At 68.4% G+C, this 25,884-nt stretch carries 25 protein-coding genes and 7 pseudogenes; 20 read left to right on the top strand and 12 right to left on the bottom strand.

Annotated elements, in window-relative coordinates:
* Nucleotides 1–190 precede the first annotated feature (190 nt).
* Nucleotides 191–397 (top strand): annotated as a pseudogene (locus ACFU5O_RS20500) (GntR family transcriptional regulator); the annotation flags it as partial.
* Nucleotides 398–1,405: 1,008 nt separating this feature from the next.
* Nucleotides 1,406–1,765, top strand: a complete 360-nt coding sequence (locus ACFU5O_RS20495) for a peptidoglycan-binding protein (RefSeq protein WP_384242364.1) — start codon at nucleotides 1,406–1,408, stop codon at nucleotides 1,763–1,765.
* 948 nt (nucleotides 1,766–2,713) lie between these two features.
* On the opposite strand, the gene ACFU5O_RS20490 is transcribed toward ACFU5O_RS20495, so the two are convergent.
* Nucleotides 2,714–3,187: an ATP-binding protein gene (locus ACFU5O_RS20490; RefSeq protein ID WP_384242361.1), complete on the bottom strand. Its 474-nt coding sequence runs from the start codon at nucleotides 3,185–3,187 to the stop codon at nucleotides 2,714–2,716.
* A 206-nt stretch (nucleotides 3,188–3,393) separates the two neighbouring features.
* On the opposite strand from ACFU5O_RS20490, the gene ACFU5O_RS20485 reads away from it, so the two are divergent.
* The 5 genes from ACFU5O_RS20485 to ACFU5O_RS20465 all read left to right on the top strand — a co-directional run bounded on the left by ACFU5O_RS20485 (nucleotide 3,394) and on the right by ACFU5O_RS20465 (nucleotide 8,836).
* Nucleotides 3,394–4,599 carry a PP2C family protein-serine/threonine phosphatase gene (locus ACFU5O_RS20485; protein WP_384242359.1) on the top strand — a complete coding sequence of 402 codons (1,206 nt, stop codon included), beginning with the start codon at nucleotides 3,394–3,396 and terminating at the stop codon, nucleotides 4,597–4,599.
* Between the two features lie 591 nt (nucleotides 4,600–5,190).
* Nucleotides 5,191–6,030 (top strand): RNA polymerase sigma factor SigF, encoded by an 840-nt coding sequence (locus ACFU5O_RS20480; protein WP_384242357.1) that lies wholly within the window; start codon nucleotides 5,191–5,193, stop codon nucleotides 6,028–6,030.
* A 325-nt stretch (nucleotides 6,031–6,355) separates the two neighbouring features.
* Complete coding sequence (locus ACFU5O_RS20475) at nucleotides 6,356–6,850, top strand: hemerythrin domain-containing protein (protein WP_384242354.1); 495 nt, start codon at nucleotides 6,356–6,358, stop codon at nucleotides 6,848–6,850.
* 764 nt (nucleotides 6,851–7,614) lie between these two features.
* The gene (locus ACFU5O_RS20470) at nucleotides 7,615–8,022 is read left to right on the top strand and encodes a DUF6233 domain-containing protein (RefSeq protein ID WP_384242351.1); all 408 of its coding nucleotides are present in this window, start codon (nucleotides 7,615–7,617) and stop codon (nucleotides 8,020–8,022) included.
* 670 nt (nucleotides 8,023–8,692) lie between these two features.
* Nucleotides 8,693–8,836, top strand: a complete 144-nt coding sequence (locus ACFU5O_RS20465) for a hypothetical protein (RefSeq protein WP_384242349.1) — start codon at nucleotides 8,693–8,695, stop codon at nucleotides 8,834–8,836.
* A gap of 240 nt (nucleotides 8,837–9,076) precedes the next feature.
* On the opposite strand, the gene ACFU5O_RS20460 is transcribed toward ACFU5O_RS20465, so the two are convergent.
* Complete coding sequence (locus ACFU5O_RS20460; protein WP_384242346.1) at nucleotides 9,077–9,577, bottom strand: ester cyclase; 501 nt, start codon at nucleotides 9,575–9,577, stop codon at nucleotides 9,077–9,079.
* A 90-nt stretch (nucleotides 9,578–9,667) separates the two neighbouring features.
* Between ACFU5O_RS20460 and ACFU5O_RS20455 the strand changes: the two genes are divergently transcribed.
* The 4 genes from ACFU5O_RS20455 (at nucleotide 9,668) to ACFU5O_RS20440 (ending at nucleotide 13,240) form a co-directional block, all read left to right on the top strand.
* Nucleotides 9,668–10,135, top strand: a complete 468-nt coding sequence (locus ACFU5O_RS20455) for a MarR family winged helix-turn-helix transcriptional regulator (RefSeq protein WP_384242344.1) — start codon at nucleotides 9,668–9,670, stop codon at nucleotides 10,133–10,135.
* Nucleotides 10,136–10,379: 244 nt separating this feature from the next.
* Nucleotides 10,380–10,997, top strand: coding sequence for a hypothetical protein (locus ACFU5O_RS20450; protein ID WP_384242342.1), 618 nt, complete (start codon nucleotides 10,380–10,382; stop codon nucleotides 10,995–10,997).
* A gap of 496 nt (nucleotides 10,998–11,493) precedes the next feature.
* Nucleotides 11,494–11,622, top strand: a complete 129-nt coding sequence (locus ACFU5O_RS20445; RefSeq protein WP_384242784.1) for a hypothetical protein — start codon at nucleotides 11,494–11,496, stop codon at nucleotides 11,620–11,622.
* 328 nt (nucleotides 11,623–11,950) lie between these two features.
* Complete coding sequence (locus ACFU5O_RS20440; protein ID WP_384242339.1) at nucleotides 11,951–13,240, top strand: IS256 family transposase; 1,290 nt, start codon at nucleotides 11,951–11,953, stop codon at nucleotides 13,238–13,240.
* A 210-nt stretch (nucleotides 13,241–13,450) separates the two neighbouring features.
* On the opposite strand, the gene ACFU5O_RS20435 is transcribed toward ACFU5O_RS20440, so the two are convergent.
* Nucleotides 13,451–13,831 (bottom strand): hypothetical protein, encoded by a 381-nt coding sequence (locus ACFU5O_RS20435; protein WP_384242337.1) that lies wholly within the window; start codon nucleotides 13,829–13,831, stop codon nucleotides 13,451–13,453.
* Nucleotides 13,828–14,415, bottom strand: coding sequence for a TetR/AcrR family transcriptional regulator (locus ACFU5O_RS20430; RefSeq protein ID WP_384242335.1), 588 nt, complete (start codon nucleotides 14,413–14,415; stop codon nucleotides 13,828–13,830). The genes ACFU5O_RS20435 and ACFU5O_RS20430 overlap by 4 nt, the downstream gene beginning before the upstream one ends.
* A 37-nt stretch (nucleotides 14,416–14,452) precedes the next feature.
* Between ACFU5O_RS20430 and ACFU5O_RS20425 the strand changes: the two are divergent.
* Nucleotides 14,453–14,542 (top strand): annotated as a pseudogene (locus tag ACFU5O_RS20425) (restriction endonuclease); the annotation flags it as partial.
* A gap of 13 nt (nucleotides 14,543–14,555) precedes the next feature.
* Here the strand turns inward: ACFU5O_RS20425 and ACFU5O_RS20420 are convergent.
* Nucleotides 14,556–14,963 carry a hypothetical protein gene (locus tag ACFU5O_RS20420; RefSeq protein ID WP_384242814.1) on the bottom strand — a complete coding sequence of 136 codons (408 nt, stop codon included), beginning with the start codon at nucleotides 14,961–14,963 and terminating at the stop codon, nucleotides 14,556–14,558.
* A gap of 360 nt (nucleotides 14,964–15,323) precedes the next feature.
* On the opposite strand from ACFU5O_RS20420, the gene ACFU5O_RS20415 reads away from it, so the two are divergent.
* On the top strand, nucleotides 15,324–16,496 hold the full coding sequence (locus ACFU5O_RS20415; protein ID WP_384242332.1) for a PP2C family protein-serine/threonine phosphatase: 1,173 nt from the start codon (nucleotides 15,324–15,326) through the stop codon (nucleotides 16,494–16,496).
* Between the two features lie 91 nt (nucleotides 16,497–16,587).
* The gene (locus tag ACFU5O_RS20410) at nucleotides 16,588–17,142 is read left to right on the top strand and encodes a PaaX family transcriptional regulator C-terminal domain-containing protein (RefSeq protein WP_384242331.1); all 555 of its coding nucleotides are present in this window, start codon (nucleotides 16,588–16,590) and stop codon (nucleotides 17,140–17,142) included.
* Nucleotides 17,143–17,419: 277 nt separating this feature from the next.
* Here ACFU5O_RS20410 and ACFU5O_RS20405 read toward each other — a convergent pair whose 3' ends face one another.
* The 4 genes and pseudogenes from ACFU5O_RS20405 to ACFU5O_RS20390 all read right to left on the bottom strand — a co-directional run bounded on the left by ACFU5O_RS20405 (nucleotide 17,420) and on the right by ACFU5O_RS20390 (nucleotide 19,682).
* On the bottom strand, nucleotides 17,420–18,604 hold the full coding sequence (locus ACFU5O_RS20405) for a hypothetical protein (RefSeq protein WP_384242330.1): 1,185 nt from the start codon (nucleotides 18,602–18,604) through the stop codon (nucleotides 17,420–17,422).
* Nucleotides 18,605–18,800: 196 nt separating this feature from the next.
* The gene (locus ACFU5O_RS20400) at nucleotides 18,801–19,022 is read right to left on the bottom strand and encodes a hypothetical protein (protein WP_384242327.1); all 222 of its coding nucleotides are present in this window, start codon (nucleotides 19,020–19,022) and stop codon (nucleotides 18,801–18,803) included.
* A gap of 245 nt (nucleotides 19,023–19,267) precedes the next feature.
* Nucleotides 19,268–19,486: pseudogene (locus ACFU5O_RS20395) on the bottom strand (IS21 family transposase); the annotation flags it as partial.
* A gap of 40 nt (nucleotides 19,487–19,526) precedes the next feature.
* Nucleotides 19,527–19,682 carry a hypothetical protein gene (locus tag ACFU5O_RS20390; RefSeq protein WP_384242325.1) on the bottom strand — a complete coding sequence of 52 codons (156 nt, stop codon included), beginning with the start codon at nucleotides 19,680–19,682 and terminating at the stop codon, nucleotides 19,527–19,529.
* A 716-nt stretch (nucleotides 19,683–20,398) separates the two neighbouring features.
* Here ACFU5O_RS20390 and ACFU5O_RS20385 point away from each other — a divergent pair.
* Nucleotides 20,399–20,635, top strand: a complete 237-nt coding sequence (locus ACFU5O_RS20385; RefSeq protein WP_384242323.1) for a helix-turn-helix domain-containing protein — start codon at nucleotides 20,399–20,401, stop codon at nucleotides 20,633–20,635.
* Nucleotides 20,636–20,645: 10 nt separating this feature from the next.
* Nucleotides 20,646–20,786 (top strand): hypothetical protein, encoded by a 141-nt coding sequence (locus ACFU5O_RS20380; RefSeq protein ID WP_384242321.1) that lies wholly within the window; start codon nucleotides 20,646–20,648, stop codon nucleotides 20,784–20,786.
* Nucleotides 20,787–20,844: 58 nt separating this feature from the next.
* Here the strand turns inward: ACFU5O_RS20380 and ACFU5O_RS20375 are convergent.
* Nucleotides 20,845–21,656 (bottom strand): annotated as a pseudogene (locus tag ACFU5O_RS20375) (DUF2382 domain-containing protein).
* 14 nt (nucleotides 21,657–21,670) lie between these two features.
* Here ACFU5O_RS20375 and ACFU5O_RS20370 point away from each other — a divergent pair.
* From ACFU5O_RS20370 to ACFU5O_RS20355, 4 genes and pseudogenes are all read left to right on the top strand, one after another.
* Nucleotides 21,671–22,576 (top strand): YihY/virulence factor BrkB family protein, encoded by a 906-nt coding sequence (locus ACFU5O_RS20370; protein WP_384242319.1) that lies wholly within the window; start codon nucleotides 21,671–21,673, stop codon nucleotides 22,574–22,576.
* 48 nt (nucleotides 22,577–22,624) lie between these two features.
* Nucleotides 22,625–23,173: a phosphatase PAP2 family protein gene (locus ACFU5O_RS20365; RefSeq protein ID WP_384242317.1), complete on the top strand. Its 549-nt coding sequence runs from the start codon at nucleotides 22,625–22,627 to the stop codon at nucleotides 23,171–23,173.
* A gap of 183 nt (nucleotides 23,174–23,356) precedes the next feature.
* Nucleotides 23,357–23,604, top strand: a pseudogene (locus tag ACFU5O_RS20360) (phage holin family protein).
* Nucleotides 23,601–24,038: a DUF3618 domain-containing protein gene (locus ACFU5O_RS20355; RefSeq protein ID WP_384242315.1), complete on the top strand. Its 438-nt coding sequence runs from the start codon at nucleotides 23,601–23,603 to the stop codon at nucleotides 24,036–24,038. Before ACFU5O_RS20360 ends, ACFU5O_RS20355 begins: the two are co-directional and overlap by 4 nt.
* Nucleotides 24,039–24,140: 102 nt before the next feature.
* Here ACFU5O_RS20355 and ACFU5O_RS20350 read toward each other — a convergent pair.
* Nucleotides 24,141–24,362, bottom strand: a pseudogene (locus ACFU5O_RS20350) (transposase); the annotation flags it as partial.
* A 17-nt stretch (nucleotides 24,363–24,379) separates the two neighbouring features.
* Nucleotides 24,380–25,616 (bottom strand): annotated as a pseudogene (locus ACFU5O_RS20345) (IS110 family transposase).
* Nucleotides 25,617–25,884 lie beyond the last annotated feature (268 nt).

Genomic DNA, 25,884 nt, shown 5'->3' with positions numbered 1-25,884 from the left:
GCCAAGGGCACACGCTCCTAGCCTGCACAGGGCACGCCCTCGATGCGGCCAAGAGCTTAGAGGGAGCCATCATCACCGGCCATTCGTACAGCGGAAGATCGGCCGGGAGTTTGGCCACCAACTGTGCGACGGCATGGACGCCGAGCGGCTCCACCGACGCATGACCGTTCGGTTCGCCGGTCCGCGCCACCGGATGCGCACCGCGAGCGAGCTGGCTCGGCGCTGGTCGGGGCACCGCGTCCGTGACCGGGACGGTGTTGGCGAGCACCGCCGGCTGGAGGACCCGGCGCTGGCCGGCTACGCCGACACCGCCGCCGAGGTACTGGCCCAACACCTCACCCTGAGCGCGGCCGGATTGACCCCCTGCACCCACCACGAACCCGCGAAGGAACCCTGACGCGCCGCGCCAACCTGGCCGGACGACTGCGGCCTCCGATGAGCGCCGCCAGGATCGTCTCCAGTCGGCCGTCGGTGACGAGCTGGTCGGCCGCCGCCCGGCGGGCGTTCTGCGGCGCAGAGGAGCGAATGTGGCCTGCCTCTCGGAAGAAGGAACCGATGAGACGAGGTCGCACGGGCTGCGTATGTCATCACAACGCACCAGTGACGCCAGCAGGATCCGTTCGGTTCAGCTTCCCGTCACGGAACCGTCCATGGAACTCCAGACATGACACACGTACTTGGGCGAGGAGGACGACCGGTGGGCCTCAACGACGCCGAACCACAGCAAACTCCCGGTTCGTTCCCTGACATCGCGCAGGAGATACGGGATTCCTTTCAAGCCGTGCTGGACGCCTTGGATGCCGCACGCGCCGACCTCTACGCTTCCGACGAGCAGCAGAACGAGGCTGAGATCCCGACGCAGTCCTGGGCTGGTCACAGTAAACCGGTCACGGACGCCGGCTTTGGTGATCCGGCCCCGTCCCGGCGGACAGAACAGGAAAGGCAGGAGCCCGACCCGGACTCGGATCGACCGCGCTCCGTTCCGCCATCTGGCGTGGCCCCGCTGCGCACCGGTGATGGTGATCAGGGCCGTGTTCAACAGGCTGTCGTGGTGGAGCCGATGTGGCCGCGCGGGGCGCATCCGCAGCCCGTGCCACTTCCGCCTGTGCTGAGGCCGCCAAGGCCGCGTGGCACAGATCCGACCCCCGTTGCGCCGCCCGTGACCTTTCGGACCCTGGCCTTCCCGTACAGAGAGGGCGCCTGTGGCGGGAATGGCCCGCACCCGGTCACCGCACCGTCGGCTGTCTCCCAACGCCCGGTCCCGCAATCGGACCAGCCGGGCGCCGCGCCATCGGGGGCGGCACCGCCACACGTCCGGGCGCACGCGACGAAGAGAAGGCGAGGACGGGGGCGCTTGACCGACCGGCGGGGAACCCGTGTCGCCGGAGTTTTCGGGGTGGGTGCCATGAGCGGACTGATTCTCGCCTCCTCGCTGCTGATCCACGACGGCCCCGCACCGGCGGTGACTTCCCCGCCCTCTGGGCGGCTGGAGGGGTCCCTGCCCGACAACCCGGCTCCCTCGCTCCCCGAGATCCCGGGTACTGGCGTGCTGCGCCAGGGCGACAGCGGCCACGGAGTATACGAGTTGCAGGTACGTCTACTTCAGGTCCCGAATATCTACGACGGCGGCGCGATCGATGGCCGCTACGACAGGGAGGTCCGGGTGGCCGTGGCCAGATTCCAAAAGCGGCACGGCATCCCCGGCGACGAGATCGGCGTCTACGGCGACCACACTCGCCACGCTCTCATGTTGCTGACCAAGTAGTCAGCGGCACAGCACTTGGGATGGCCGTAGCGCGCCGACGCGGCAGTTCACGCAAGGGTTTGTCGGGGGAGTAGGCCGCCCCCAATGCGGGGCCCGCTGGGCGAGGGCGTCGTCGAGGTGGCAATCGAGCGCTGCTGCCGAGGTGGTCGGCCAACTGGTGGTTTCGGCGGGCGACTTCCTCGACCTGGGCCGGCGGGCGGCAGCGGCGTCTTTGCAGGGCGGTGGTTGCGAGACTGTCGGGCGCGGCAGTTTGATAGCCGGTCCGTGCGACCGGGCGCCCCGCAGACCGGCCTCACCTCCCGGACCCGCCGTCTGACCACCGCATAGGAACGTTTCCGTTCCAGCCGATCCGTTCCGCGGTCGCCGTCGCATCTCCGGCAACCGCTGCAACAGCGACGCCGGTGCCGGCGGCGAGGCCAGTGTCCTGGGAGGGGATGCGCCTGTACGAGGTCGGCCGCCGATTGGGGGCGGAACACTCTGTCATGTATCGCGCCTGCAGATCCTCGCCGACAGGTCGAGGGGGGAATTCCGCGATGACCCTGATCTCACGTTCCGTGTGATCTTCGCGGTGCGCGGGAGGGGGCGTCGCGCTGTTGCAGTCCTGCAGGCGTACGGGAAACCACGCCCATGTAGGGAGATCAGTCGTGAGCAGTGTCGCGCCGGTCGGACTGGCAGGACGGCCGGCGTTGGCGTTATCGGGGGAGTAGGTCCTGCTTGAGTTGTTGGTTCTCCTGCTCATGCCGTGCGGCTTGCTCAGGTGCCGCCCCGCCCGCCGCTGGAGCCTGGTTGTTCGTCGCACCCTTTCCAGGGGGTGGGCGCGCTTCGGGCATGGCGGAAGCAATCGCGTGGGGGAGGTCGCATACGGGGCGCCTGTCCCGCTCGTCCACCAGCACCCGCCCGTGCCGGGTAGACCCGCGCGCAGGAAGCGGCCGTGGACGGCGAAAGCCGTCACGACCGGCGGCCGGTGAGGTCCCCGCCGGGATCGTCGGCCAGGAGGATGGCCGTGGTGATCCGTTTGCCCAGGGGTTCGCGGTGGACCGCGAAGCTCTGGCCGACCGCCATGACGATCTCCAGCCCGTGCTGGCCGATCCGTCTCGGGTCGGGCGCGAGGATCGCCGGCGGCGTCGGGTTGCTGTCCCACACGGTGACCTCGACCGCGCCGCCGCTGACTTCCAGCGTCAGCAGGCAGGGGCCGGGTGCGTACTTACGGGCGTTGGTCACCAGTTCGCTGACCACGAGCTGCACCAGGCCCATCGCGCGCCCCGACACCGGCAGCCCGTGCACGGCCTGGACATCGGCGAGGAAGCTACGGGCCAGATCGCGAGCGGCGGCAATGTCCTCGCTGCCCTCGAACGCCCCCGACACCGATATGAGGTTCTCCACCAGCAACTGCCCGTCCTCACTGTCCGCTGTCCGCTCCATGCCGCACCGCCCCTGCCCCCGCGCCCAAACGTGCTGCGGCCCGTTTACCCCCGAATCTTCAAACCAGACATGTGGGGCCGCCCAGGAGTGTGGCGTCTCTGGGGGCCTTCCTTGCCCTGGTGCCTACGGGCCGAGGCATGTGTCACAGCTGTCGTGTGCCAGTCGTGTCGACGGGAAAACGAGTCTGCAACCTAAAGGAGGCTGCCGTGGCACGCGATCGGATCGGACTGGCTGATGTGCTGGAAGCGGCGGAAGATGCCGCGCCGGTGCGCTCCCTCAATGTCGTGGCGCGCAATCTGCGCGACCGGTTCGGCGCGCGGTACGTGTCATTCCTGTTCGTCGACGTCGTCGGGCGACGCCTGCTGCGGGTCAGCGAGGAGGCGGCTACGCCCCAGGAGCGCCGCGCCGAACAGGTTCCCTTCGACGACAGCGTCTACGACGAGGTCCTGCGTATCCAGAAGGTGGTGCAGGCGCCGGAGGGAGAGCAGGGCCAGCGGGTGCTCGCCCCCGTCACCAATCGCGGAGACGCCGTCGGTGTCCTGGAGCTGTTTCTTCCCCAGGTCACACAGGACGTGTTGGAGCAGGTCGAAGAGGCCGCGCACGCGCTGGCGTACATCATCGTGACGGACCGCCGCTTCACCGACCTCTACCACTGGGGCAATCGCACCACCTCGGTCAGCCTGGCCGCGGAGATCCAGCGCCAGCTCCTGCCCTCGGCCCCGTCCTGCGAGGCCGCCGAGTTCGCCCTCGCCGGCGCCCTGGTGCCGGCCGCCGACATCGCCGGTGACACCTACGACTACTCCCTCGACCACGACACCCTGCACCTGTCCGTCACCGACGCCATGGGTCACGACGTCGACGCCTCACTCATGGCCACCCTCCTGGTCAACGCCTCCCGCGGCGCCCGCCGTGCCGGGACGGATCTTGCCGAACAGGCCCGCCAGACGCACCAGGCCCTCCTCGACCACGGCCGGCGGACCTTCGCCACCGGCCAGCTGCTGCGTATCGCCCTGGACGGGAGCTGCGCCCAGCTCGTCAACGCCGGTCACCCCTGGCCGCTACGGCTGCGCGACGGCACGGTCGAGGAACTGCACTTGGCCGTGAACCTGCCCTTCGGCGTAGCCGGGCAGGGCCCATACCAGGTGCAGGACCTCGACCTGCGCCCCGGGGGCCGCCTCGTGCTCTACACCGACGGCATGCAAGAACGTCAAGCGCAAAAAGTCGATCTCCCCGGCCTCATCCGTGACACCGCCGCCGAGCACCCGCGCGAGGTCGTGCGCAATCTGGCCACAGCGGTCACCGACGCCTGCGACGGCCGTCCGCAAGACGACGCCACGGCCCTGTGCCTGGACTGGCGCGGACCACATTTCCGCAGACCGCCGCGAACGTTCGATGCCGACGCCCGGGGGTGACGGAGGTACCGGTAATGAACGGCGAAGCAAGTGACAGGTGGCCCGGTAACGGTCGGTCGCTGGCTCGCATGGGGTGCGTTCGGGTTCCGCCCGCCGGGCAGGTTCACGGAGGTGACCGCCAGCGCGGTCACCTCGGCAACAGCTCTACGTAGGACACGTCCGCGCGCCGCTCGGCCAGTTCCGTCAGGGCATGCTCCCAGGACGGGCGGGTGACCGCGCTGATATCGCTACTGGCACGTATCCCGGAACGACCGGGCAACGGGCTCACCTCCAACGCGGCCCTTCCGGTCGTCGCCGGGTCCGCCCACCGCATGTGGGCCATCCAGTGCTCGGACTCCTTCAGCACCCGACCGCACGTGCTGGCCGCTCTCGGCACAGCACGGGCAGAAGGAAGCCCTTTTCAGGCCGTTAGCGTGTCGCCCCCTACTGGGAGGGATCGAATGGGGCTGTGCATCTGGTGGCCTAGTGAGAGGACGGCCGCGGCGCCTCCTAAAATGCAAGGAGGCATGCCAAGCAGAAGGCGGGGTATGCGCTGCATCGTCGGTTCACCAGCCGACAACCGCAGGGGTCGATCGACCGGGAGGGAAGACTATGACGACGGCCGTGCAGACTGCTGAGCGCACCACCGAGATGCCGGAGATCTCGGACCCATCGAAGGTGGCGCCCAGGGACGCACGGGAGTTGTCGAAGCTGTTCTTCGATCAGCTCGCGGCGCTGGAGGAGGGCACGCCCGACTACCAGTACGCGCGCAACACGCTGATCGAGATGAACATGTCCCTCGTCCGCTTCGCGGCCGGCCGGTTCCGCAGCCGGGGGCCGGAGGAGATGGAGGACATCGTCCAGGTCGGCATGATTGGTCTGATCAAGGCCATCGACCGGTTCGAGCTGTCCCGCGAGGTCGAGTTCACCTCCTTCGCGGTGCCGTGCATCGTCGGCGAGATGAAGCGGTTCTTCCGCGACACCTCCTGGGCCGTGCATGTGCCCAGGCGCCTGCAGGAGGCCCGCGTGCAGCTCGCCCGCGCCACCGAGGAGCTGCACGGCCGGCTAGGTCGCAACCCTACGACCAAGGAACTGTCCGAGCTGCTGGGCCTGTCGGAGGAAGAGGTCGTCGAGGCCCGCGTAGCCGCCAACGGCTACAACTCCGCGTCCCTGGACGTGGCGATCAACGGCAGCGAGGACGGTGAGGCGGCCCTGGCAGACTTCATTGGCACCGACGACGCCGCCCTCGAACTGTTCGAGGACTTTCACGCCCTGGCTCCGATGATCGCCGAACTCGATGAACGCGACCGGCAGATCATCCACTGGCGCTTCGTCGACGAACTCACCCAAAAGGAGATCGGCGAACGCCTCGGCATCTCGCAGATGCACGTCTCCCGCCTGATCTCCCGTCTTTTGACCCGCCTGCGTGAAGGCATGCTCACCAGCAACTGAACCGAAGCGGCCCTGCGGCTGGCTATGAGGTCTTGGCTGGTAGTGGCTGGGCTGCGCGGACCGTTATCGCGCACCTGGACGATCCGCCCCCGGGCGGATCGTCCAGGAGAAGGTATCCCGTCGACCTGGGCTTCGCCGAGGGGCCGCGGCCGCCCGCGACAGCCGAAAGAAGAGAACACCGGTACTCGCTGCGACCACCGCCGAGCTCTACCAGGTCGGCCAGGACATCGACTGGACGGCGTTCCAGGGAGACAGGGCGTGTCTCACCTGCGGAAAAGCGGGTACCTGCGAGACCGGATCACCGTCACGAGTAAGGAGAGTCGTTGTGTCTTCCACCGACGTCGTCGAGCTCATCCTGCAGGACCACCGCCGTATGGAAGACCTCTTCCGTGCCATGCGCAACGTCGAGGCAGATCGTGCCGCCGCTCTAGAAGAATTCGCGGACCTGCTCATCGCCCATGCCTCAGCCGAGGAAGACAAGGTCTATCCCGCCCTGCGACGTTACAAGAACGTAGACGGTGGCGATGTAGACCACAGCGTCCACGAACACCACGAAGCCAACGAGGCGCTGCTCGCCCTGCTGGAGGTGGAAGACACATCTTCCAAGGGGTGGGATGACAAGCTGGAGGAGCTCGTCACGGCAGTCAACCACGCGGACGAGGAAGAACGCACGCTCCTCAACGACGCCCGGGAGAACGTCGGCGACGACCGCCGCGCCGAGCTGGGGCGAGCGTTTCGCGAGGCCCGTGCGCAGTACCTGGAGGCCGGCTGCGGCAGCATCGAGAACGTGCGCAAGCTGGTGGCTGCTACCAGCGATTGATCTCCTTCGGCGCCGCCCGAAGAGCGGTAGCCTGCTCGCCGCCGCGGACAGCTTCGATCTTCCGGCTCTCGTGCGGGTGCCTGGGGACGACTGCACCAGAATTTCTCCATCTCCTGGACGAGCAGGACTTGGTCGACCTCCGCCCGCGGGGTCCTCGACTCGGCCCATGTCCGCGCTAAGACCGTCCTACCTTCTTGGCCGGGTTGAGCGAGCCGCCTGGCCCCACCGGGGACCGGCCTGGATCGACACCGCCTTCCGGGTGCCTTTCGCCGGGCATACGGCTCACGACGCTGAGAAATGGGGTAGTCAGGTTCCGGCCTACCAGCAAGCCGAGCGAGCCTCGATCGACGCCTCCGCGAATGGACTGGCCGACTACTGCCGGGCCCGCCAGGGCTCTGCCGAGCTGCAGGCATACCGCGCCCGTGCCGTCGATGCCGGCCGCGCCCGGATCACCGAGCGTTCGGAACCTGACAGAGGTGATGCCGCGGCCCCGTCCAGCGCGCTGGACACCATCCGCGCCAGCGGCCGGTCTTCTGATCGACTACAAGCAACCCGACGAACCAATGCATTCGCACTGCCACCACCACAGGGATGATCACAACAACTCGGGGTTGAAGTCTCGAAGCGGGAGCACACGAGGTATCAGGGGACATGGCGCGGCTGGCCGGGCTCGCCGACAGAGGCTTCTTTGGTGGTGTGAGATGGGTACGGACTGTGTTTCGCCGGTTGTCGTGGTTCTTCCGGACGGTCAGGAGCTCGGTGGCTTGCTGCGCGCGCGTGTGCAGACGCAGCGGGCCTGGATGTACCAGGTCGGCCTGCCGGCGTGGCAGGCGAGGAAGGACGGGTGGGTGCAGCCCGCTGAGCATGTGGTCTGGGTGCCTGGCGACTATGTGCGCCTGCTGGAAGGCGTCCCCTATGAGGGCGTGCCGACGCAAGAGCTGGTGTCGGCGGACGCCGCCGCGCCGGCTACGGAGGCGGGAGTGTGGCGGACCCAGAGACTACCGTTTGAGCGGGGCCGTCCAGGATGGAATGTGGTGCACGTCCATGACTGCAAGGACGCGGACGACGGTGACATCCTCGACCGTGACCAGGCGCTGACCGCGGCCCGGCAACCGGGTACGAGGCTGTGCACGACGTGCGAGGCCGCCGAAACACTGCAGCCTCTTCTATAGCCGCTTTCGCGGTCCGCACCCGTTCCCGCGGGTGATGGCTGCAGCGGAGGCTGTATGCATGGGCTGCGGCAGGTCTTGTAGCGGTTCCGCGGGGCACAAGGGATTCACCGATTCGAAGGAGAATCTCATGCTTGGCATTGCAGCAGCTGTGCTGTTTTTCATCGCGTTCCTCATCAACGCAGCGGACATCTCGACCAACGACATCTTCACTTCGGTGAACGTCATGCTGATCGGGCTGGCCCGTGCACCCACCAGCTCGTCCTCAACGGACGCGTCCTCCTCGGCCCGCTCGGCTTCTAACCACCCGGCGCCCGGGCCCGCACCACCACCGTGGCGACGGCCCCGCCCTGCCGTCCCCGGGACGAGTCCTTCCACGACATCCTGACCGCGCGAGTGGGGCCCCGTTCCTGGGGCTCCTGGCCAAGACCCCCCTTGCCTCGATGAAGTACGCCATGCGCCTGGCCGGCAAGATATCCGCTCTCGTCAACAACCGCGACGGCCCAGGCGTGCGAACCCGATGGCTGCGGCCTTTCGGCGAGACCGAGTTGTGCCCGGCGGGCAGCCCCTGGGCCGGGCGGCACCTGCTCGGCCTCCGGCGGGAGACCTCGCTCCTGGACCGGGTCGGCGTGGCGGAGACGGCGACCCGGTCCGCTGACCGTGCTCAAGGTCTATGAAGCTCCTCTTCAAGGACAGCACATCCGCCGCGAACTGGGTCAGTATCCGTTTCCTCGACCGCTACATGAGCTACGTCCCCGCCATCGAGCCGGACTTCGACGCCTGCCCCATCGAGGACCGCTGGAGCCACACCACCTGAGCGTGCCGGTGCTGTCCCGGATAATCAAGGTCCCCGTCGACACTGTCATGCTCGACAACCCTGCCACTACCCGCTCGAGGAGCCCGGTCTGCAGCATATGGAGGACGCCATCGCGGAATTCGTCACCAAATACACCACCTGACCGAGCCCGCCCGGTGATTCGCCCCGGCTTGTCGGCGGCTGAACTCTCCCACCACGTTCAGCCGTCCACGCCAAAGGCCGGCGCGGGCGGGTCGGATGTCATCGAGGATCCGCGGAGTGCTGCCGGCTCGCGGTGGTGTCGGTGCTGGGCGGGCCGTTGGGGCCGGAGACGGCTCCGAGCTGGGCGAGGCCGTCCAGGATGTCGGTGCAGGTCCAGTACTCGACGAACTTGCCGTTGGTCACGCGCAGGATGTCGTGGCCGCTGAAGGCCACCTTCGTGCCGGTGGGGGCTGTGGCGTGGGGGATGCCGCCGGTGTAGGTGGCGCGCATGGTCCAGCGCGCGGCGATCAGGTCGCCGTCGACGATCGGGCCGAGGTCGACGGTGATGGTGATGTCGCCGAAGGCGGCCATGGTCTGCTCGACCTCGGGCAGCAGCCGCGCCGGGCCGGTGATCGCCTCGGAGTCGCTGCCGTCGGGGCGTGCCTGGTGGACGACGAAGCCGGGGTCGAGGATCTCCTCGGCGTGGCTGAAGTCGCCGCGCCATATCTCGCTCCAGCGGCCGTAGAGAGCGCGCAGCTGCTCCGGGGACTGGGTGGTCATGGGTTCTCCCGTCTACCATGATAGAAAGTGTCTGCGCCAAGCACAGTCTGCGTGGCACACATATTGAATGTAGGGCATTAGGATCGGTACATGTCAAACCGAACTCGTGCGGAGACGGTGGCCGCGGTCAACGTGGCCGCCCGGCGGCACCACGCCGCCTACACCCTGTTCAACCAGGCCATGGCCGAACGACTCGGCCTGCACCCGACCGATCTGCAGTGCGTGAGCCTGCTCGGCCTGGAGCCCCGACCGCGGTCGACCGGCGAGATCGCGGAGCTGACCGGGCTGACCTCAGGGTCGGCCAGCCGCCTGGTGGACCGGCTGGAGCGGGCCGGCCTCGTCGAGCGGCAGCCCGACCCCGGCGACCGGCGCAAGATGCTCGTGTCCCTCACCGCCCATCGCAGCCCGGAACTCGAAGCCGCCTGGCAGGCGCCCGGCCGGGCCTTCGCGCAGGCTCTCGACGAATTCACCGACGACGAGCTCGGGTTGATCGAGCGGTATCTGCAGCGCACCACCCAAGTTGGCAGCGAGCAGACCCAACTCATGCACAGGAGCTGACCAGAGGCAGGCCAGCCCGGCCGAGGAAAAAAAGCAGAGCACTCTTGAGGCGGTGTTCGGCTGGAACGGCTATGTGGCCGACATGCCCTACTCCTGTATCGCCAGGTGATCACCACCGAGTGAAGGTCGTTAGCTGACCTCGTCCCTCGGAAACATCGCGGTGTGGCGCGTCCTTAACAGGGCGCGCCACACCGTGCATCTGCCCCCGAACGAACGTTAGATCAGGAACGGAGTGGGATCCGTAATGAGACAAACGATCGCGCACATTGCTGAGGAAGCCCTCCGGGAAGGCACGCGCCCGCCACGCGTCGGTGCCGGGCACGCCCTGCCCGGGCGTCTCGCCGACGGGCCCACGGCCGCCGACGTATGGATCGACGGCGATCTCGGGTTCGCCCTTTTGGTACACCGCCGTGACGATGGATTCGTCTCCGAGGAGCTGTATTACTCCGTACGGGACACGAAGGGCAACTGGCTCGACTGCGATCAACTTGGCGGCGGGATGCTCGGGTTTGACGTCGAGGACGAAACAGCTGTCAGGTCCGTCCTGGCCGGCGCGCCGATGGCTGTCATGTCCGAGTCGGAGGCTCTCGTTTACACCGGATCGAAGCATCACGAGGATGGATACGAATCCGTTCGTATCCTGACCGTGCTCGTTGGCGAGCAGACAGATCTCATCGACTTCGAAATCCGCACATCAGAGCCTCAGGCACGTATTGGGCACCTCAGCAAAGACGTCACCTCACCATTGATACTGGCCGTGGTTCGGTCCGGGCAGCGGCTGGTGGTATCAGCCATGAAGCGCGAAAATTCATCACTCGTAAGGGACGGGAACACCATGGAGTTCTCCCTGCGGGCCCAGTGAGCACCAACGGGCAGCATCTCGTGCGTCTGTGCGGACTACTTCTGCAGGCTGACCGGCGCCCGGTCTGCGGCCCAGGTTCCGACTGCAGGTCGGCTCGGATCTGAGCCACTACCACAGTCGCCGACCTGCACTGCACCTACCTGACCCCGGGTGCTGGGCTTGCTCCAGCCCTCTGCGCTGGCCGACACGAGGTCGACTGGCTGGGCGTGCGGCGTCAGGCGTTCGCCGAGGCGCCGGGGCGAAGACCACCGCCGACACCTACGCGGCGATCGACCTGGCGGTCAAGGCCCTGAACGGCCACAGAGGCCCCGCCCAACTACCGGGGCGGAGCCTGTGCACATTGGAAGGTCAATCCGCTGCGGGCGAGTCCGGGCCCGATCGCGAGCTGGGGCGTCGAAGATCCCGCCACTGGTGCTGACAGACGTCGAGCCCGGAGCTGTTGCAGTCGTGGGTGCGTTGCCATTCGAGTGCACAGTCGTGAGCCCTACGGTGGCGGATCGTGCTGGAGTGCGCGGATGGAGATGCGATCGCGGAGGTCGCCCGGTGCATGCGGATCAGTGCCAACACGGTCTGCCCCCGGCGTCGGCTGGAAACACCAGGCGCGATCGCAACGTTCGTTCGGTGAACGTCACCGCCCGGTCGGCTGACCGCAGCCGCGACCGCGCTCCTGAGCTGTGTGTTACCCGCTCACACGGTCTGAACGCCTTGTCACCGGCGGATGGCCTCTGCGCAGCCATCCCTGGAAGGGATAGTTCGGCGCTTCGCGGGCGCCACCCCCTGTCGCCAGCGCCATGCCCACCTTGCGGAGGTGAACTACGGGTCACGCCCGTCTGGTCGCGGATCGCATCCATCCTGGGCACGCCCGCCGGGGCGCCCAACGCCTGGACCGTCCGGGCTCCTGCCGTAGGAGAGTGTTCAATGATCGGCGGATCCGATGATCAAGGAGACGCCAGATGAGCGACACCACCATCGAGCAGATACCGGGCAGCGAGCCGACGGCGGAGGCCGTGGCGGCGAGTGACGAGCAGTTGGTTGCGATGCTCGTGGACCGGGCTCGGTCGGAGGGTCTGCGGCTGACTGGTGAGGGCGGGCTACTCCAGCAGTTGACCAAGCGGGTCCTGGAGTCCGCCCTGGAGGGCGAGATCACCGATCACCTCGGATACGACAAGCACGATGCCGAAGGTCGGGGCAGTGGCAACAGCCGCAACGGGACGCGGGCGAAGACGGTGCTGACCGATGTCGGACCGGTCGAGGTCAAGGTGCCGCGGGACGTGGCCGCAACGTTCGAGCCGGCCATCGTAAAGAAGCGGCAGCGGCGCCTGTCCGGGGTGGACGAGATGGTGCTGTCGCTCTCCGCGAAGGGCCTGACGCACGGCGAGATCTCCGCGCACCTGGCCGAGGTCTACGGCGCGAGCGTGTCCAAGGCGACCATCTCCACGATCACCGACAAGGTCATGGACGGGATGGCGGAATGGTCCAACCGCCCGCTGGACCGCGTCTACCCGGTGCTGTTCGTGGACGCGATCAACGTGAAGATCCGGGATGGTCAGGTGGCGAGCCGTCCGATCTACGTCGTCATGGCCGTGACCGCCGAGGGCCACCGCGACATCCTGGGGATCTGGGCCGGTGACGGCGGCGAGGGCGCGAAGTACTGGCTGAGCGTGCTCACGGACCTGAAGAACCGGGGCGTCGACGATGTTTTGATGCTCGTCTGCGACGGGCTGAAGGGCCTGCCCGAGGCGGTGGAAGCCGTCTGGCCCCGAACGATTGTCCAGACCTGTGTCGTTCACCTGCTGCGGAACTCGTTCCGGCACGCGGCCCGCCAGGGCTGGGACAAGATCGCCAAGGCGTTGAAGCCCGCCTACACGGCACCGAACGAAGCCGCCGCGACCGAGCGGTTCAGCGAGTTCCAGGAAACCTGGGGCAAGAAGTACCCGGCGGTCATCCGGCTCTGGGAGAACGCCTGGGCCGAGTTCGTGCCCTTCCTCTCCTTCGACGTCGAGATCCGCAAGGTCATCTGCTCGACGAACGCGATCGAGTCCGTCAACGCCCGCATCCGCAAGGCCGTACGTGCCCGCGGGCATTTCCCCAACGAAGCCGCGGCCTTGAAGTGCGTCTACATGGCGCTGATGAGCCTGGACCCGACCGGCAAGGGCCGCAAGCGGTGGACCATGCGCTGGAAGGCACCCTTGAACGCCTTCCAGATCGCCTTCGAAGGCCGGCTCACACCGGCCGCCAACTGACCCCTACAAAAACTGGATCAGCCGTCTACTGGACACACCCGACCGTGATCGGTCCGGGGCGCGCCTCCACATCCTGATCTGCGAGCGCCTGTCGGGGTCGAACCGACGGCCCTCGCTCTACACCGGCCATAGGGACCAACGGGCTGTACCGCTGGTCCCCATGGCCGGATCAGCCCCGCGGGCACCGCGGCTGTGGCTCCGGGGCTGTCGCTACGCGGCGCCCGCCACTGTCAGGCCCGCGACCGGCAGGAGCAGAATCCACTGCGGCAGCCGGAGCAGTGGCCTCGGCCAGCCGACCGACAGCGTGACGACCAGGAAAGCGACTGCGTACGCGACGAAGTGCGCAGCCACGAACCACGCCATCAGCCTGGTCGCTCGCGTATTGTCCGCCAGCGCGAGGTAGACCAAGGCGGCTGCGGAGAGCACCAGGTCGACGCTCACCATGTGCCACACGGCATGAAGGACGCGCTTGGGTTCGTCTGCGAGTCCGCAGGACAGCAGCGGGCGCACCACATCCCGGTGCCCGCCGGCGATGTGCGCTGCGGCCACGCCGAACGCGGTGATGCCCGCTGCGAGAAGCCAGCCGTTCATCGGATCTCGATTCCTTTGGCTATGACAGCAGCCAGCCGGCCGGCCAGCTGAGGGTCGGGGTGTTCCCCGACCAGACCGACGTGGAAGAACACGGCTCCTGCCAGCGTGTCCAGGACCAGATCCACGGGTATGCCCGCCGCGATCTCCCCACGCGCCACGGCACGCTCGAAGACGATCAGCAGCCGCTCCTTCGATGGGGCCAGGAAGTCGCTGCGGATGCGCGCCTTCAGCGCCGGATCGGCGGCGAAGTCAGCGAGCAGCCCCGGGAGCGCTGCTGCAGCGGCAGGCGCGTGGAACTCGTCGACCAGGTCCCGCAGCAGTGCGGTCAGGTCCCCAGCCAGCGTTCCGGTGTCCGGGACCGGAGCATGGTCGGTGGCCGTGAACACGGCCTCGAAGAGCAACTCCGGCTTGCCCCGCCACCGCCGGTAGACCGTGTCCTTGCCGACACCGGCACGGGCAGCCACCGCCCCGATCGATGTCGCGGCGTAGCCGACCTCGCCCACCAGCTCTGCGGCCGCGCTGACGATCGCCTCGTGCGAGCGGGGATCCCGGGGACGTCCCCTGGAGGACGGAAAGGAGCTCATAGCGATTTACCATACGGGGCGACCCGTATGGTAAGCAATGGGCGCGGATGTGAAGGCTACCGACCCCTACGGGCGGCGCTGGGTGATCCAGTGCAAACACAGGCGCAACGGTCTGGTCGGCTCGGCGAGGGAGGACGCGTTCAGCCAGCCGCCCGGTGAGGTGAGTGTCGGTGACTGCGGCTTCGGTGAGCCAGTACCTCCAGGCCGGTCAGATGGTCTTCGTCGACCACCAGGTCCACGTGACGACCATGACCGCGCTGCACCCCGCGGACCGCGCCAGATCCCTCGCCCAGCACACCGGCGAGGTCCGGCCGGCCCTGGGGCGCGGTGACGGTGAAGCCGCGCGTGGCGTAGTCGGCATGCAGCCGCTGCCAGTCCAGCGGCTCGCTGACATAGCCCAGGCTGCGCCCGTACAGCAGGTCGCAGCCCTCCAGGTGCCCGTCGAACTCTGCGCGTACCCACGCCGGCACGGGGGAGTGGGGCCCGAACGCGTAGCGTGCCCGGCGGCCGGGCCCGGCACAGGCGACGAGCTCGTCCTGTATGCCCACGCACTGCACCATCTGCCGATCGGTCATCCTCACCCAGCAACAGCTCCCCACCCCTGCTCGATGGCTTCGCCGACCAGGACGTGTGGGAAGACCACCGGCCACGTCAGCACTTAGCTAGAACCCAAGCGCCGGAACTGGGTCACGATTCAAGCGTCGCCGACACACTCAGGGGCAGAGCCTCTGTGGCTGTTGTCGCAGGCCAGGAAGTCTCCAGACACGGTATCGACCAGTGAAGGGCTACCCCAGGGCGAACTCCTCCACGGCATCACCAGGTGCAGGCCCTGCAACGAACGGGATCGTCCTGCTCGACGACACCTTGCTGGCTCGTCAGCCGGACCGGGGCGGTGCACTGTGGAAGACGTGGGCCTCAGGGAACGCTTTGCGGGGCTGCGGGAGCCATGGCGGCCGAGTCATGCGCGGCTGGCGATTCCCGTGGTGCTCATCATCGTGATCACGATTGTGGACATCCTGGTGCCGGAGGACATCCATCTGGGGCCGTTGTTGGTTATCGCGCCCGCGATCACTGCCTTCTTCGCCGGCCCCTGGATGACGGGGCTGGTCGCCGCACTCGCGGTGATGGCTCAGGCGGGCATCGCGGTGCTGCGCGATCGGGACGAGTTGTTCTCGGCGAACCACCAGGCACAGATCGTCGCCCTGGTCCTGGTCGGATCGAGCCTCGTGATCTTCTGCGCGCTGCGCGAGCGGCACAGACGAGAGCTTGCCCAGGTCCGGTCGGTGGCCGAAGCCGCACAGCACGTCCTGCTGTGGCCCCTGCCGGATTGGATTGGCCCCCTGCGGATCGCCTCCCTATACCTGTCGGCCGAGGACGAGGCCCAGATCGGCGGTGACCTGTACGCGGCCAGCCGCGTCGACGGCGGGACGCGGGTGATGATCGGCGATGTGAGGGGCAAGGGCCTGGCCGCCATCGGAGAAGCCGCACTCCTGCTCGGTGCCTTCCGCGAAGCCGCTCACCAGCACACCACCCTGCCCGCCCTGGCCGCCGCACTGGAACAGAGCATCTCCCGCTACCAGGCCGACTTCGAGCCGCAAGACGAGTCCGGAGAAGGCTTCGTCACCATCCTGCTTCTGGAGGTACCCGACGAGGGCCCCATCACCCGCATGACCAGTTGCGGGCACCCCGCCCCCCTGCTGCTTAGCCCAGGCCACAGCATCACCACTCCGAGCTTGCACCCCGCGCCCCCACTGGGGGTCAGCAGCACATCGCCGGCGGACTACACCGTCGACGTGGTCAGCTTCGAGTCCGGAGACACCCTCGTCCTCTACACCGACGGCGTCATCGAAGCACGCGACCAAGACGGAAACTTCTACCCCTTCGCAGAGCGGGCCACCCAGTGGACCGACAACTCCCCAGAGGCACTCCTGCACCACATCCGGCGTGACCTCCTCGCCCATGCCGGCGGACGCCTCGACGACGACGCCGCTCTCATCGCCATCCGCCGCCCAGCAATCGCCCACGCGACGCCACCACGGAGAGGGCAACCACGCCGACGGCTTCCGCCGCAGCTCCGATAGAGCCGAACCACGGGATCGACCGGGGCGCGATACGTAGGGGGCGGCTCGGCCGCGCCCCGCCACGTCGACGCCTTTATCGGCCCCTGGCACCGTGGCTTCGGCGCGCACGGCCCGGGACTCCCTGCGCGAGACGCTCGTCCACCTCGGCGGCGCCCCGCTCCAGGGCGGACTGTACGTCTGCGCCAACACCTGGGAACCGTACGTCGAAGAAGCGGCCCACCGCCTCGGCGCCCATGGCACGCTCACCCTCCTCACCACGACGGACCTGCGCAGGGGCGACACCCAAGAGCCTGCCGAACTCGCCCGCCGCCTGTGGCCCCTGCAGGAGATCGCCGACCGCTACCACCGCCTCAGCCGCATCGCCCAGCCCCGCCTCGCCCGGCTCACCGGCACCGCCGGACTCTCCCCATCTGCACTCCTCACCATCGCGGTCGAGCTGGCCGCCGAACTCACCCGCGCCATAGAGCCCGACCCACTGTTGCCGCCGCAGCTCCTGCCCCAACCCTGGCCCGGCACGCAGGCCCGGGAGCTCATCGCCCGGTGCTGGGCGGCCCTGCACGAACGAGAACGCGGCGAAGCCCGCCCTGCCCTCTTCCGCCTCTACACCGACATCACCCGGGAAGCGGCAGACCGCGTCGCGCGCTGACGACGGAACAGACGGCGCAGGTCACGTCTGTTGGGCGAAGGCACCGAGAGGCACCCGCCCCTCCGGGCAGACGGGCATCAGATCAAGTTTGTGCACTTTGATTCGTACCGACCGGTGCACGTTCGGCCCTGGCAAGATTTCCCTGAAGCTGGGATGTGCCACCGTGCGCCGGTGACGCAGCGTCACGGGTAGCGGCGTCGAAGCAGGGCCATGAGGATGACGCGTTGGCGGAGCAGCGGGACCCCCGCGCGTCCGGCCATGATCCGCTTCTGGAGCTTCAGATCGGTGATGCGGCCTTCGTTGGCGCCGGAGTTGAACGAGGTGGTGATGTCCTGCACGACTGCGGGCTGGTCCTCGCGGATGGCTTTGGCCAGGCTGGCCAGGGCAGGGAGGCGGGCGGTCGTGAGTTGCTCGAGCCAGTCCGCCAGCGGGAAGCAGCGTCGCGGGCGTCGAGCATCGCGGCGAACTGACGCACCAGATCGTGGGTTCGGTCCAGTTCCGGGCAGTGCTCGAACAGCCGCCTGAGTCCCTCAGCGGCGTGCAGGCCGCGCCGGGACGGCGCGGTGGTGATCCAGCGGGCGACTTCCCGGGGCGAGGGTGGTCGCTCGCGTGGCGTGTTGATCGGTAGGCCGCGACGCAGCGGCGCGACGGCCATCTCGATCCGCTGGTAGTGGCCGCGGTAGCCCTTGGCGACGAGTTCCTGGTGCAGCACCGTTGCGGTGTGCTCGCCTTTCTCCCAGCGTTGCGGCACGTAGTCCAGGTATGGATCGAGACTGGTGGGCCGGCGGGACCGGGTGGTTCGTACACATTCCTGCCAGGTGGCTGCTCGGGCGTATTTGCGCAGGGTGCGCCGGTTCAAGCCCAGCTCGCGGGCTGCTGCGTTGAGCGAACGACCCGTATCGGTCACCGTGTGCACCGCGTCGAACATCTGCTTCGCGTGGCGGCGGGCTGGGGTATCGGCCTGGTCGGATGGTGCCACTGGGTTCGCTGGTGGCGGTGCCGGTTCGGGCTCGGGTACTGCGGTGGGTAGGCAGCCGCGATGGGTGGCGGCGATATCCCCGATCCGCTTCGACAGCCCCTGCCACAGGTGAAAGCGGTCGCTGACCTGCACCGCGTCCGGGGCCGTCGGTGATGCCCTGGCGGTAGACCAGCGAGCCGTCCCGGCAGACCACCTCGACACCGGGGTGCGTCCGCAGCCAGGGCGGACAGCTAGGAGCGGAATCCACGGCCCCGTACGGCGACCGAGTTCACGACGGACGTGCGGCACGTCTTGTGGAGCGGCACAAACCGAATAGACCAAACCGGTCGTGACGTGCAACGGCGCCCGGGCCGAGGCCTTCATGGCACGGGCGAGGAAGGCCAGGTCGGCGGCGGTCTGCCGGCCCGTGCGGGCGCCCTGGCCGTCGGGCTTGCCCGCGTCGGCCGTGGGGTGCGTCTTCGCGGGAGCGGTGGTGCGGGCCATCAGGTGCCCTCCTTCCCGCCGCCGCCCTCGATGAGGGTGAACATGCGGTCGTAGGTGCCGAGCTCGCGTTGTTCGACCTCGATGCCGAGGCTGTCGGGGGCCAGGGCCGCAGCTTTGGCGGTGGCCGCTCGGGCTGCCTACTGGTGGATCACCTCACCGCGCAGGTTCCGGGCCGCCGAGGCGTGCTCGGGGTCGGTCAGGCTCTGATGCTGGCCCAGCAGCGGGTGTGACGGGCCACCAGGTCGTCGCCGCAGATCACAGTGATCTCCTCGGTGTCCGCGTGGACCGTGACCACGTGGCCGATCGCGCGGGGGCGGACGGAGTAGTCGTTGGTGTCGACTCGGATGTAGTGGTCGCGGCCCAGGCGGGTGCGAAGCGGCCACCAGTGGGGCGGGCCGACGGGCGGGATGGCGAGCATCGACGCCCGGTCGCTCTCCCAGCGGTCGACCGGCCGGGCGTCGATCGAGCGGTGATGGCGCCGGTTGGCGATCTGCAGCCAGGCGGTGAGCTGGGCGTTGAAGTCGTCCGGGCCGGTGAAGAGGCGGCCGGGCAGGAGCTGGTCTCCAGGTAGCCGTTCGCGCGCTCGACAAGGCCCTTCGCTTCCGGGTTCCCGGGGCGGCAGAGGTGCACCCGGATAGCGAGCAGGCCCACGAACGCGGCGAACTCGCTGGTCAGGCGCCCCTTGCCGACTCCGGCTTCGTTGTCCCAGACCAGCATCTTCGGCACGGCTCCCCAGGTGGTCAGCAGCCGCCAGTGGGCGCCGATCAGATCGCCCGTCTGCCGTGAGGGCAGCATCCGAGCCGTGATCACCCGCGAGTAACCGGACACGATGACCAGCACCGGCGGGCGCCCACTCTGGCCGTAACCGAGCGGGATGTCCACGGGCGGGAACCACAGGTCGCACAGCACGAGTTCACCCGGCTCATAGACCGTCCGCGAGACCGGGGTCCACCGGCAGATAAGCCGGCCGCAGTTCGCGCGCCCGCTCCCGCAGGATCGTCAGCCCTCGGTCCCAGCCGATCCGCTCCGCAATCACCATCACGGGCATCGTCGGGGTCTGCTTAAGAAGCTCCCGCACGGCCGGCTCCACCGCGTCCACCGCCGAGCCCCTCGACGCCCGCCGATACCGCGGCGGACGGTCGGAGGCCAGCGCCCGCAGCACGGTATTCCTGGAGATCCCCAGCTGACGGGCCACCGCGCGAGTCCGCCGTCCGTGGCCCTCGTTTCACCCGTTGCCGAGACCGCTCCGCTACTGTGCCGTCATGAGCGAGCCTTTCGCCCAGGGCGAGGATCATCCGGCGTGCGGGATCTGCCTGTCGAAGCGGCTGCCGTGTTCGTTGCGGCCGGGGTCAGACGCCTGGGCCGACGGTTCAGCGGCCTTCTGTATCTCCTGGCACGGCCGGGCCCTGGCTTCTTAGCCGCGTCCTCGGCGTACAGGCAGCGAGATGGGTCGCCTCGGGGTACTGCTTTCTTCGCCGTCGGGCTGTGCGGAGACGTCGTTTTCACGCTGTGCAGGGGTGCGCGTCAACTGCGTCCACTCCGCGAACCACCAGGCGCCTGCCACCACGCACGACCACAGCAGACCGGCCAGCACGGCACTGGGCCACGGGGCCCGCTCCGCGCACCGTTCTACTGTCGTCAGTACCACCCAGCCGGTCAGAAGGACGGCCACAGTCCGCACACGCCGATGCCTGAACATGGCGCCCCAGTACCCGGTCGCGGTAGCGATCACGCAACCAGGACTGCGGGACGGTCTGGCGGCATGAGAGGGGCTGTGGGGGGCAGGCGAGGTGAATGGCTGATCTTGGAGAACTCCTGCAGACGACCATGAGGCGCAGGCACCTGAGCGCCCAGGCCCTCGCCGACCGGACCGGTATCCGCACCCCGCGTATCAGGGCGTTCGCCATGGACGGCGCCGACCGCCCGGTCCATCCCACCGGCCAAGAGCTCGCCGAACTCGCCAGCGCCCTCGGCCTGCCCCTGCCCGAAGTTCTTCACGCGGCCCAGGTCCCCGTCGGCGCACCGGCCTGAGCTGCCACGCATGGCACTGTGCGCGGTGCTGCTGCCCGCCTTCTTCCTCGCTCTGATACTGGCGCTGGACCGATACGAGGAACGGCTGTTCACCCCGCGCCACGCTCACCGCCCGCGTCGTCCCCTCCCTGCCCGGCACGCCCGCCGGTAGACAACCCGGAGCACCGGCGGGCGCAGTCACGTTCCCCGACGTGCCCGGGGTGGTGGGGTCAGTGTGGGGAGTTGTCGTCTTCTTCGGTCTCGATCCGCTCCTTGCGCACCTCGCGCGTGACGGTCTCCTCCTCCGTGACTTCTTCGGGGGTGAAACGCACGCGTTCGACCGGTACGGTTTCGGTTTCCACGACGGGCTTCTCTTCGTGCAGGGTGATCTCGTGTTCGGCCTCTGAGATCCTCCGCCCGGACGTGGCGTGGTCCACGTGGGCGTCGGTGATCGGTTCGCGTTCCCCCCGGACTTCTTCGGGACGCACGGGGACGGTCCGCTGCTGTTCCTCGGTGACACGTATTTGCGCAGCCGTGCCCGCCCTGCTTCGCGGCGTTCGGTGCCGACGTGCATCTCCTCCTCGGAACGGGTCATCGCGTCATCGCCCGTGGCCGCGGAGCGGGTGGCCTTGCGGACCGCGTCGGTGTCAGCGAATGCGGCGGTGTCGGGGGCCGGGCTGCCCATGCCGGCGTCGGGGTGGGCCCATCCGCCCTGGCCGGACTGGTTGGCCTGCTGCCAGGCTTCCTCCCAGTCGATGCCGTAGTGCTCGTACAGGCGGTGTTCCTCATCCTCGGAGAGGTGTCCGCCGGCGTCGACGTCCACGTCGACGTTGGGGGCGTCCTTGACTGGGGCCTTGGCGTAGGGGACCTCGAGATGGTCCTCGACCAGGGTGGCCTCACGGATGGGGACGAAGGACTCACTGGTGCCGAACAGGCCCGTCTTGACGCTGACCCATTCCGGCCGGCCGGTGACATCGTCGAGGAAGACATGCCTGGCGTCGCCGATCTTGTTCCCGTCGATGTCCTGGACGGGATGGTCCAGAACGGTGGGGGACGGTGCTGAAGCGGACGCTGAAAGAGTTCAAGGACGACGAGCTCGCCGACCGGGCGGCGGCGCTGACCTACTACGGCATCCTGGCTTTGTTCCCCGCCCTGCTGGTGCTGGTCTCCCTGCTGGGCATCGCCGGGAAGTCGGCGACGCAGGGCGTCCTGGACAACCTCACCAAGCTCACCCCCGGCGCGGCACGCGACATCATCACCAACGCGGTGACACAGCTGCAGTCCTCCGGCGGCACCAGCTCCATTCTGGCGATCGTCGGCCTGGTGATGGCCCTGTGGTCGGCATCCGGCTACGTGGCCGCGTTCATCCGCACCTCCAACGCCGTCTACGACATCCCCGAGGGCCGACCGATCTGGAAGATCACCCCACTGCGGCTGGTCCTGACACTGGTGCTGATGATCCTGGCCTGCATCAGCGCCCTGCTCGTGGTGCTCACCGGCCCTCTCGCCCAGCAGATCGGCACCGCCCTGGGCATCGGGGACACCGTGCAGACGGTGTGGTCGATCGCCAAGTGGCCCGTCCTGGTCGTCCTGGTCACCATCATGATCGCGATCCTGTACTGGGCCGCACCCAACGCACGGGGCCGCGGCTTCAAGTGGATCACCCCCGGCAGCTTCCTCGCCCTGGTGATCTGGATGATCGCCTCGGCGGCCTTCGCGTTCTACGCGGCGAACTTCGCCTCCTACAACAAGACCTACGGCACCCTCGCCGGAGTGATCATCTTCCTGGTCTGGCTGTGGATCACAAACCTGGCGATCCTGCTCGGCCTGGAATTCGACGCCGAGATGGCCCGCGAACGCGCCATCCTCGGCGGCCACCCCAAGGACGAAGAGCCCTACGTCCAGCCCCGCGACACCCGCAAATGGACCGACGAGGAACGCGAGGACAGGGGCGAGCGCTGACCCCAGGGGCTGGTGTGTGGGCTGCCGGATGACGGGAAGCCGGTGATCATGCGCCTCCTCGATGACGTCCGCCGCCTCGACCGCCGCCTGACCCGCCGGGCCGCCTCCTGGGACTCACCCTGGGCCAGACAGGCCCTGCCGGCCGTGGAATCCGCGGCCGAAGGCACCAAACTCTGGTGGGGTTCGGCCGTCCTCATGGCCGCCGCAGGCGGGCGCACCGGGCGCAAGGCCGCGGCAGCGGGCGTGGTGAGCATGCTCACCGCGCAAGTGCTGTCGAACGCGGTGTGCAAGCAGCTGTACGAGCGGCGCAGGCCGCCCGAGCAGATGATCCCGCACGACGACGTCGAGGACCGGCCCGACAGCTCCTCTTTCCCCTCCGGCCACACCGCCGCCGCCGTGGGCTTCACCGCCGCCGTGGCCCCCACCTCCCCGTGGTGGGCAGCCGCGGCCGCCATCCCCACCGCGATGGTGGCCCTCGAGCGCGTCCACACCGGAGCCCACTACCCCAGCGACGTCGCGGCGGGCGCCGCCATCGGCATCGCCAGCGCCCTCCTGGTCCACCACGCACCCCGCCTGCTGCTCCGCAGCCTGCTGTAGCGCGTCGACCAAAGGGGTCCTGCTGCGGTGAGTGTCCCGACGGGGCTCGGGTACCCGCCGGGAAAAGACCCGTACACGACACGAAATGGGAAGAGGCGTCCATGGCTGCGCGGACGTCGCGCCTGCCGGCAGCGAGGAAGGCCGAAGACCCCGAAGCAGGCGTCGGAGCAGATCTCCACGCTGATGCGGCAGGAACTGCGTCTGGCGCAGGCGGAGATGCAGCAGAAGGGCAAACGGTTCGGGCTTGGCGGCGGCCTGTTCGGCGGGACCGGCATCACCTGACCGTCACAGTCCTGCTTGCCGCGGTGGCCGGTGTACTCGCCGCCGTGGGCAAGAAGCAGGTCAGCCACGCCACCCCGCCCGCGCCCGAGCAGGCCATCGACAGCGTCAAGACCGACGTAGCTGAGATCAAGGAGAGGGCCCACCGATGACGGACCAGTCCCGCAGCAACGACTCCATCCCCACGCCCACCCCGGAAGAACTGCGCGAGCAGGTGGAAGGCACCCGCGAGGAACTCGGCGAGACGGTCGAAGCGCTGGCCGCCAAGGCCGACATCAAGACGCAGGCGCAGCAGGCGTCAGCGCAGGTCAAGAGTCAGATCCAGGACAAGGCCGCCCGCGCCCTCCATCTCGCGCAGGACAAGACCCCCAAGCCGGTGCGCGAGAAGGCCGCCCAGGCCAGGCAGCAGCTGACCGAGACTGCCCACAACCTGGGCGAGAAGATTCAGGACAAGACCCCGCAGCCAGCCCGCGAGAAGGCCGCCCAGTTGGCAGAAACCGCGCGCGGCAACCGCGGCCTTCTCATCGCCGCCTGCGTGGCGGTCCTCGCCGCTCTCTTCTTCGCCCGTCGCAGCAGGGGGTGCTGAATGAAAGCGTCCAAAGTCGCCTACAATGCGGCGTCGAGCAAGGCAGACGAGGGCCGCGACGTGGTGTTTGCCCTCTCGTCGTTTCCTGTCGTAGTAGGCGCGTGAGTCCGGCTGGGACAGTGAGGCGAAGGCGGCGAGATAGAAGGCTCGCTTGAGCTGTTTTTGCCTCGCCGGGCCGGGTGTTCGCTGCGTGTGGAGGAGCCGACCGGCGGTGGCCGGCGCAAGTCCGGCGGAGGCGGCCAGGTGTCCTGCGGTGGCGAAGCCACTGCCGTCACCGACGTCGATAAGGATGCGTGCTGCGGTCCTGACCCCGATGCCGGGCATGGAGACATCCGATCGGTCTATGGCGTCAAAGCCGGGGCCGGTAGCGGGGTGGGGAAGGCGGTGTCCTCGTCGTAGTTCTGGCGTGTGGTGAGGCAATGGTGCAGCTGGCCGATGAGTCGGTTATAGAGGTTGCGCAGGGCCGCGGTGTGACGGTCTCCGATCCTTCTGCGGCGGTCGTAGTGGCCGCGGGCTCCGGGGGAGCCGGACAGCGCGGCGAAGGACCAGACGTAGCCGACTGCGGCCAGTCGCTGGTTCTTCACCTTGCGGTGGTGGACGATCAGGCTCTTGCCGGAGGCTCTGGTGATGGGGGCCGAGCCGGCGTATGCCTTGAGCGCGCGGCCGTCGGCGAAGCGGGACCGGTCGTCGCCGATCTCGGCCAGGATGCGGGCTCCGGTGAGTTCGCCCAGGCCGGGGAAGCTGGTGATGATCTGCCCGTCTTCGTGTTCGGTGAACTTCTCGGCGCATGCGGCGGCGAGGTCGTCGGCTGCCTGGGCGGCGGCATCGAGTTGCAGGACGAGTGCTCTGACCTGCTGGCCGAGGGCTTCCTCGACGCGAGGGAGCTGACGCATGTGCGGCTCTCGCAGGACTCCGGCGAGGTGCTCGGCCCTGGTTTCGATGCGGCGCTGGCGGCCGGCCTTGCGCAGGAGAGTGCGAAGCCGTGCCTTGCTCAGCGCGGCAGCTGCGGCAGGAGTGGGAGCTGCGGCGAGGACGGTGCGGGCCTCCGGGTGGGCAAGGCCCACGTTTTTGACCTGGAAGGCGGCCAGTGCGGCCGGGAAGAACTCCCGCAGCAGGGATGAGTTGGTTGGCCAGCTGCTGACGGTTCCAGACCGCATCTTGCTGGGCCCGGGCCAGGACGGCGATCGCCTGGATGAGTTCGGAGTCGGCGGGCAGCGGACGGTGATGGTCCGCGTCCGTGCGCAGGACGTTCGCCAGGGCGAGTGCGTCCGCGTGGTCCGACTTGGCCCGCGCGACCGAACGTCGCTCACGATAGCGAGCGACCGCCATGGGGTTAATGGCATAGACGGGGCGGCCGGTGGCTCGCAGGCATGCCACCAGCAGACCGCGGGAGGTCTCGATCGCGACGGGGATCGGATCCCCGGGCTCGTCCCCGGCCTCGGCGAGAAGGTGCTGCAGGGCCTCCAGCCCGGCGAGGTCGTCGCTGATCCGTTGCTTGGCGACCAGATCGCCGCGTTCGTTGACCAGGGCGACGTCGTGGTGGTCCTCCGCCCAGTCGATGCCGCAGAAGATCTTCAAGTAGGCCCTCCTCGAACGCAGATAGTGCAGGAGCCAGTGCAGGGAAACGCCGCGCCCTAATGGGAGGACTCGCAGGTCCGGCATCCGATTGGCAGTTCGCATCCCCAGCGGTCGGCAAGGGCCCCGCTCTGTATGCGGAGCACGTGGCTCTGGTGTCGATGAGAGGTCTCCTTGCCGACGGCTCGGAAGACGCACTACCCAGCGGATGATCACGACGTGCCGGAAACGGAGGGCTGGTTGCGCACAGCCTCGATGAAGCAGGAGTCGA

The organism is Streptomyces sp. NPDC057445 (genome assembly GCF_042802855.1).
Taxonomy (GTDB): domain Bacteria; phylum Actinomycetota; class Actinomycetes; order Streptomycetales; family Streptomycetaceae; genus Streptomyces.
This window is presented reverse-complemented; position numbering and strand designations above follow the sequence as displayed.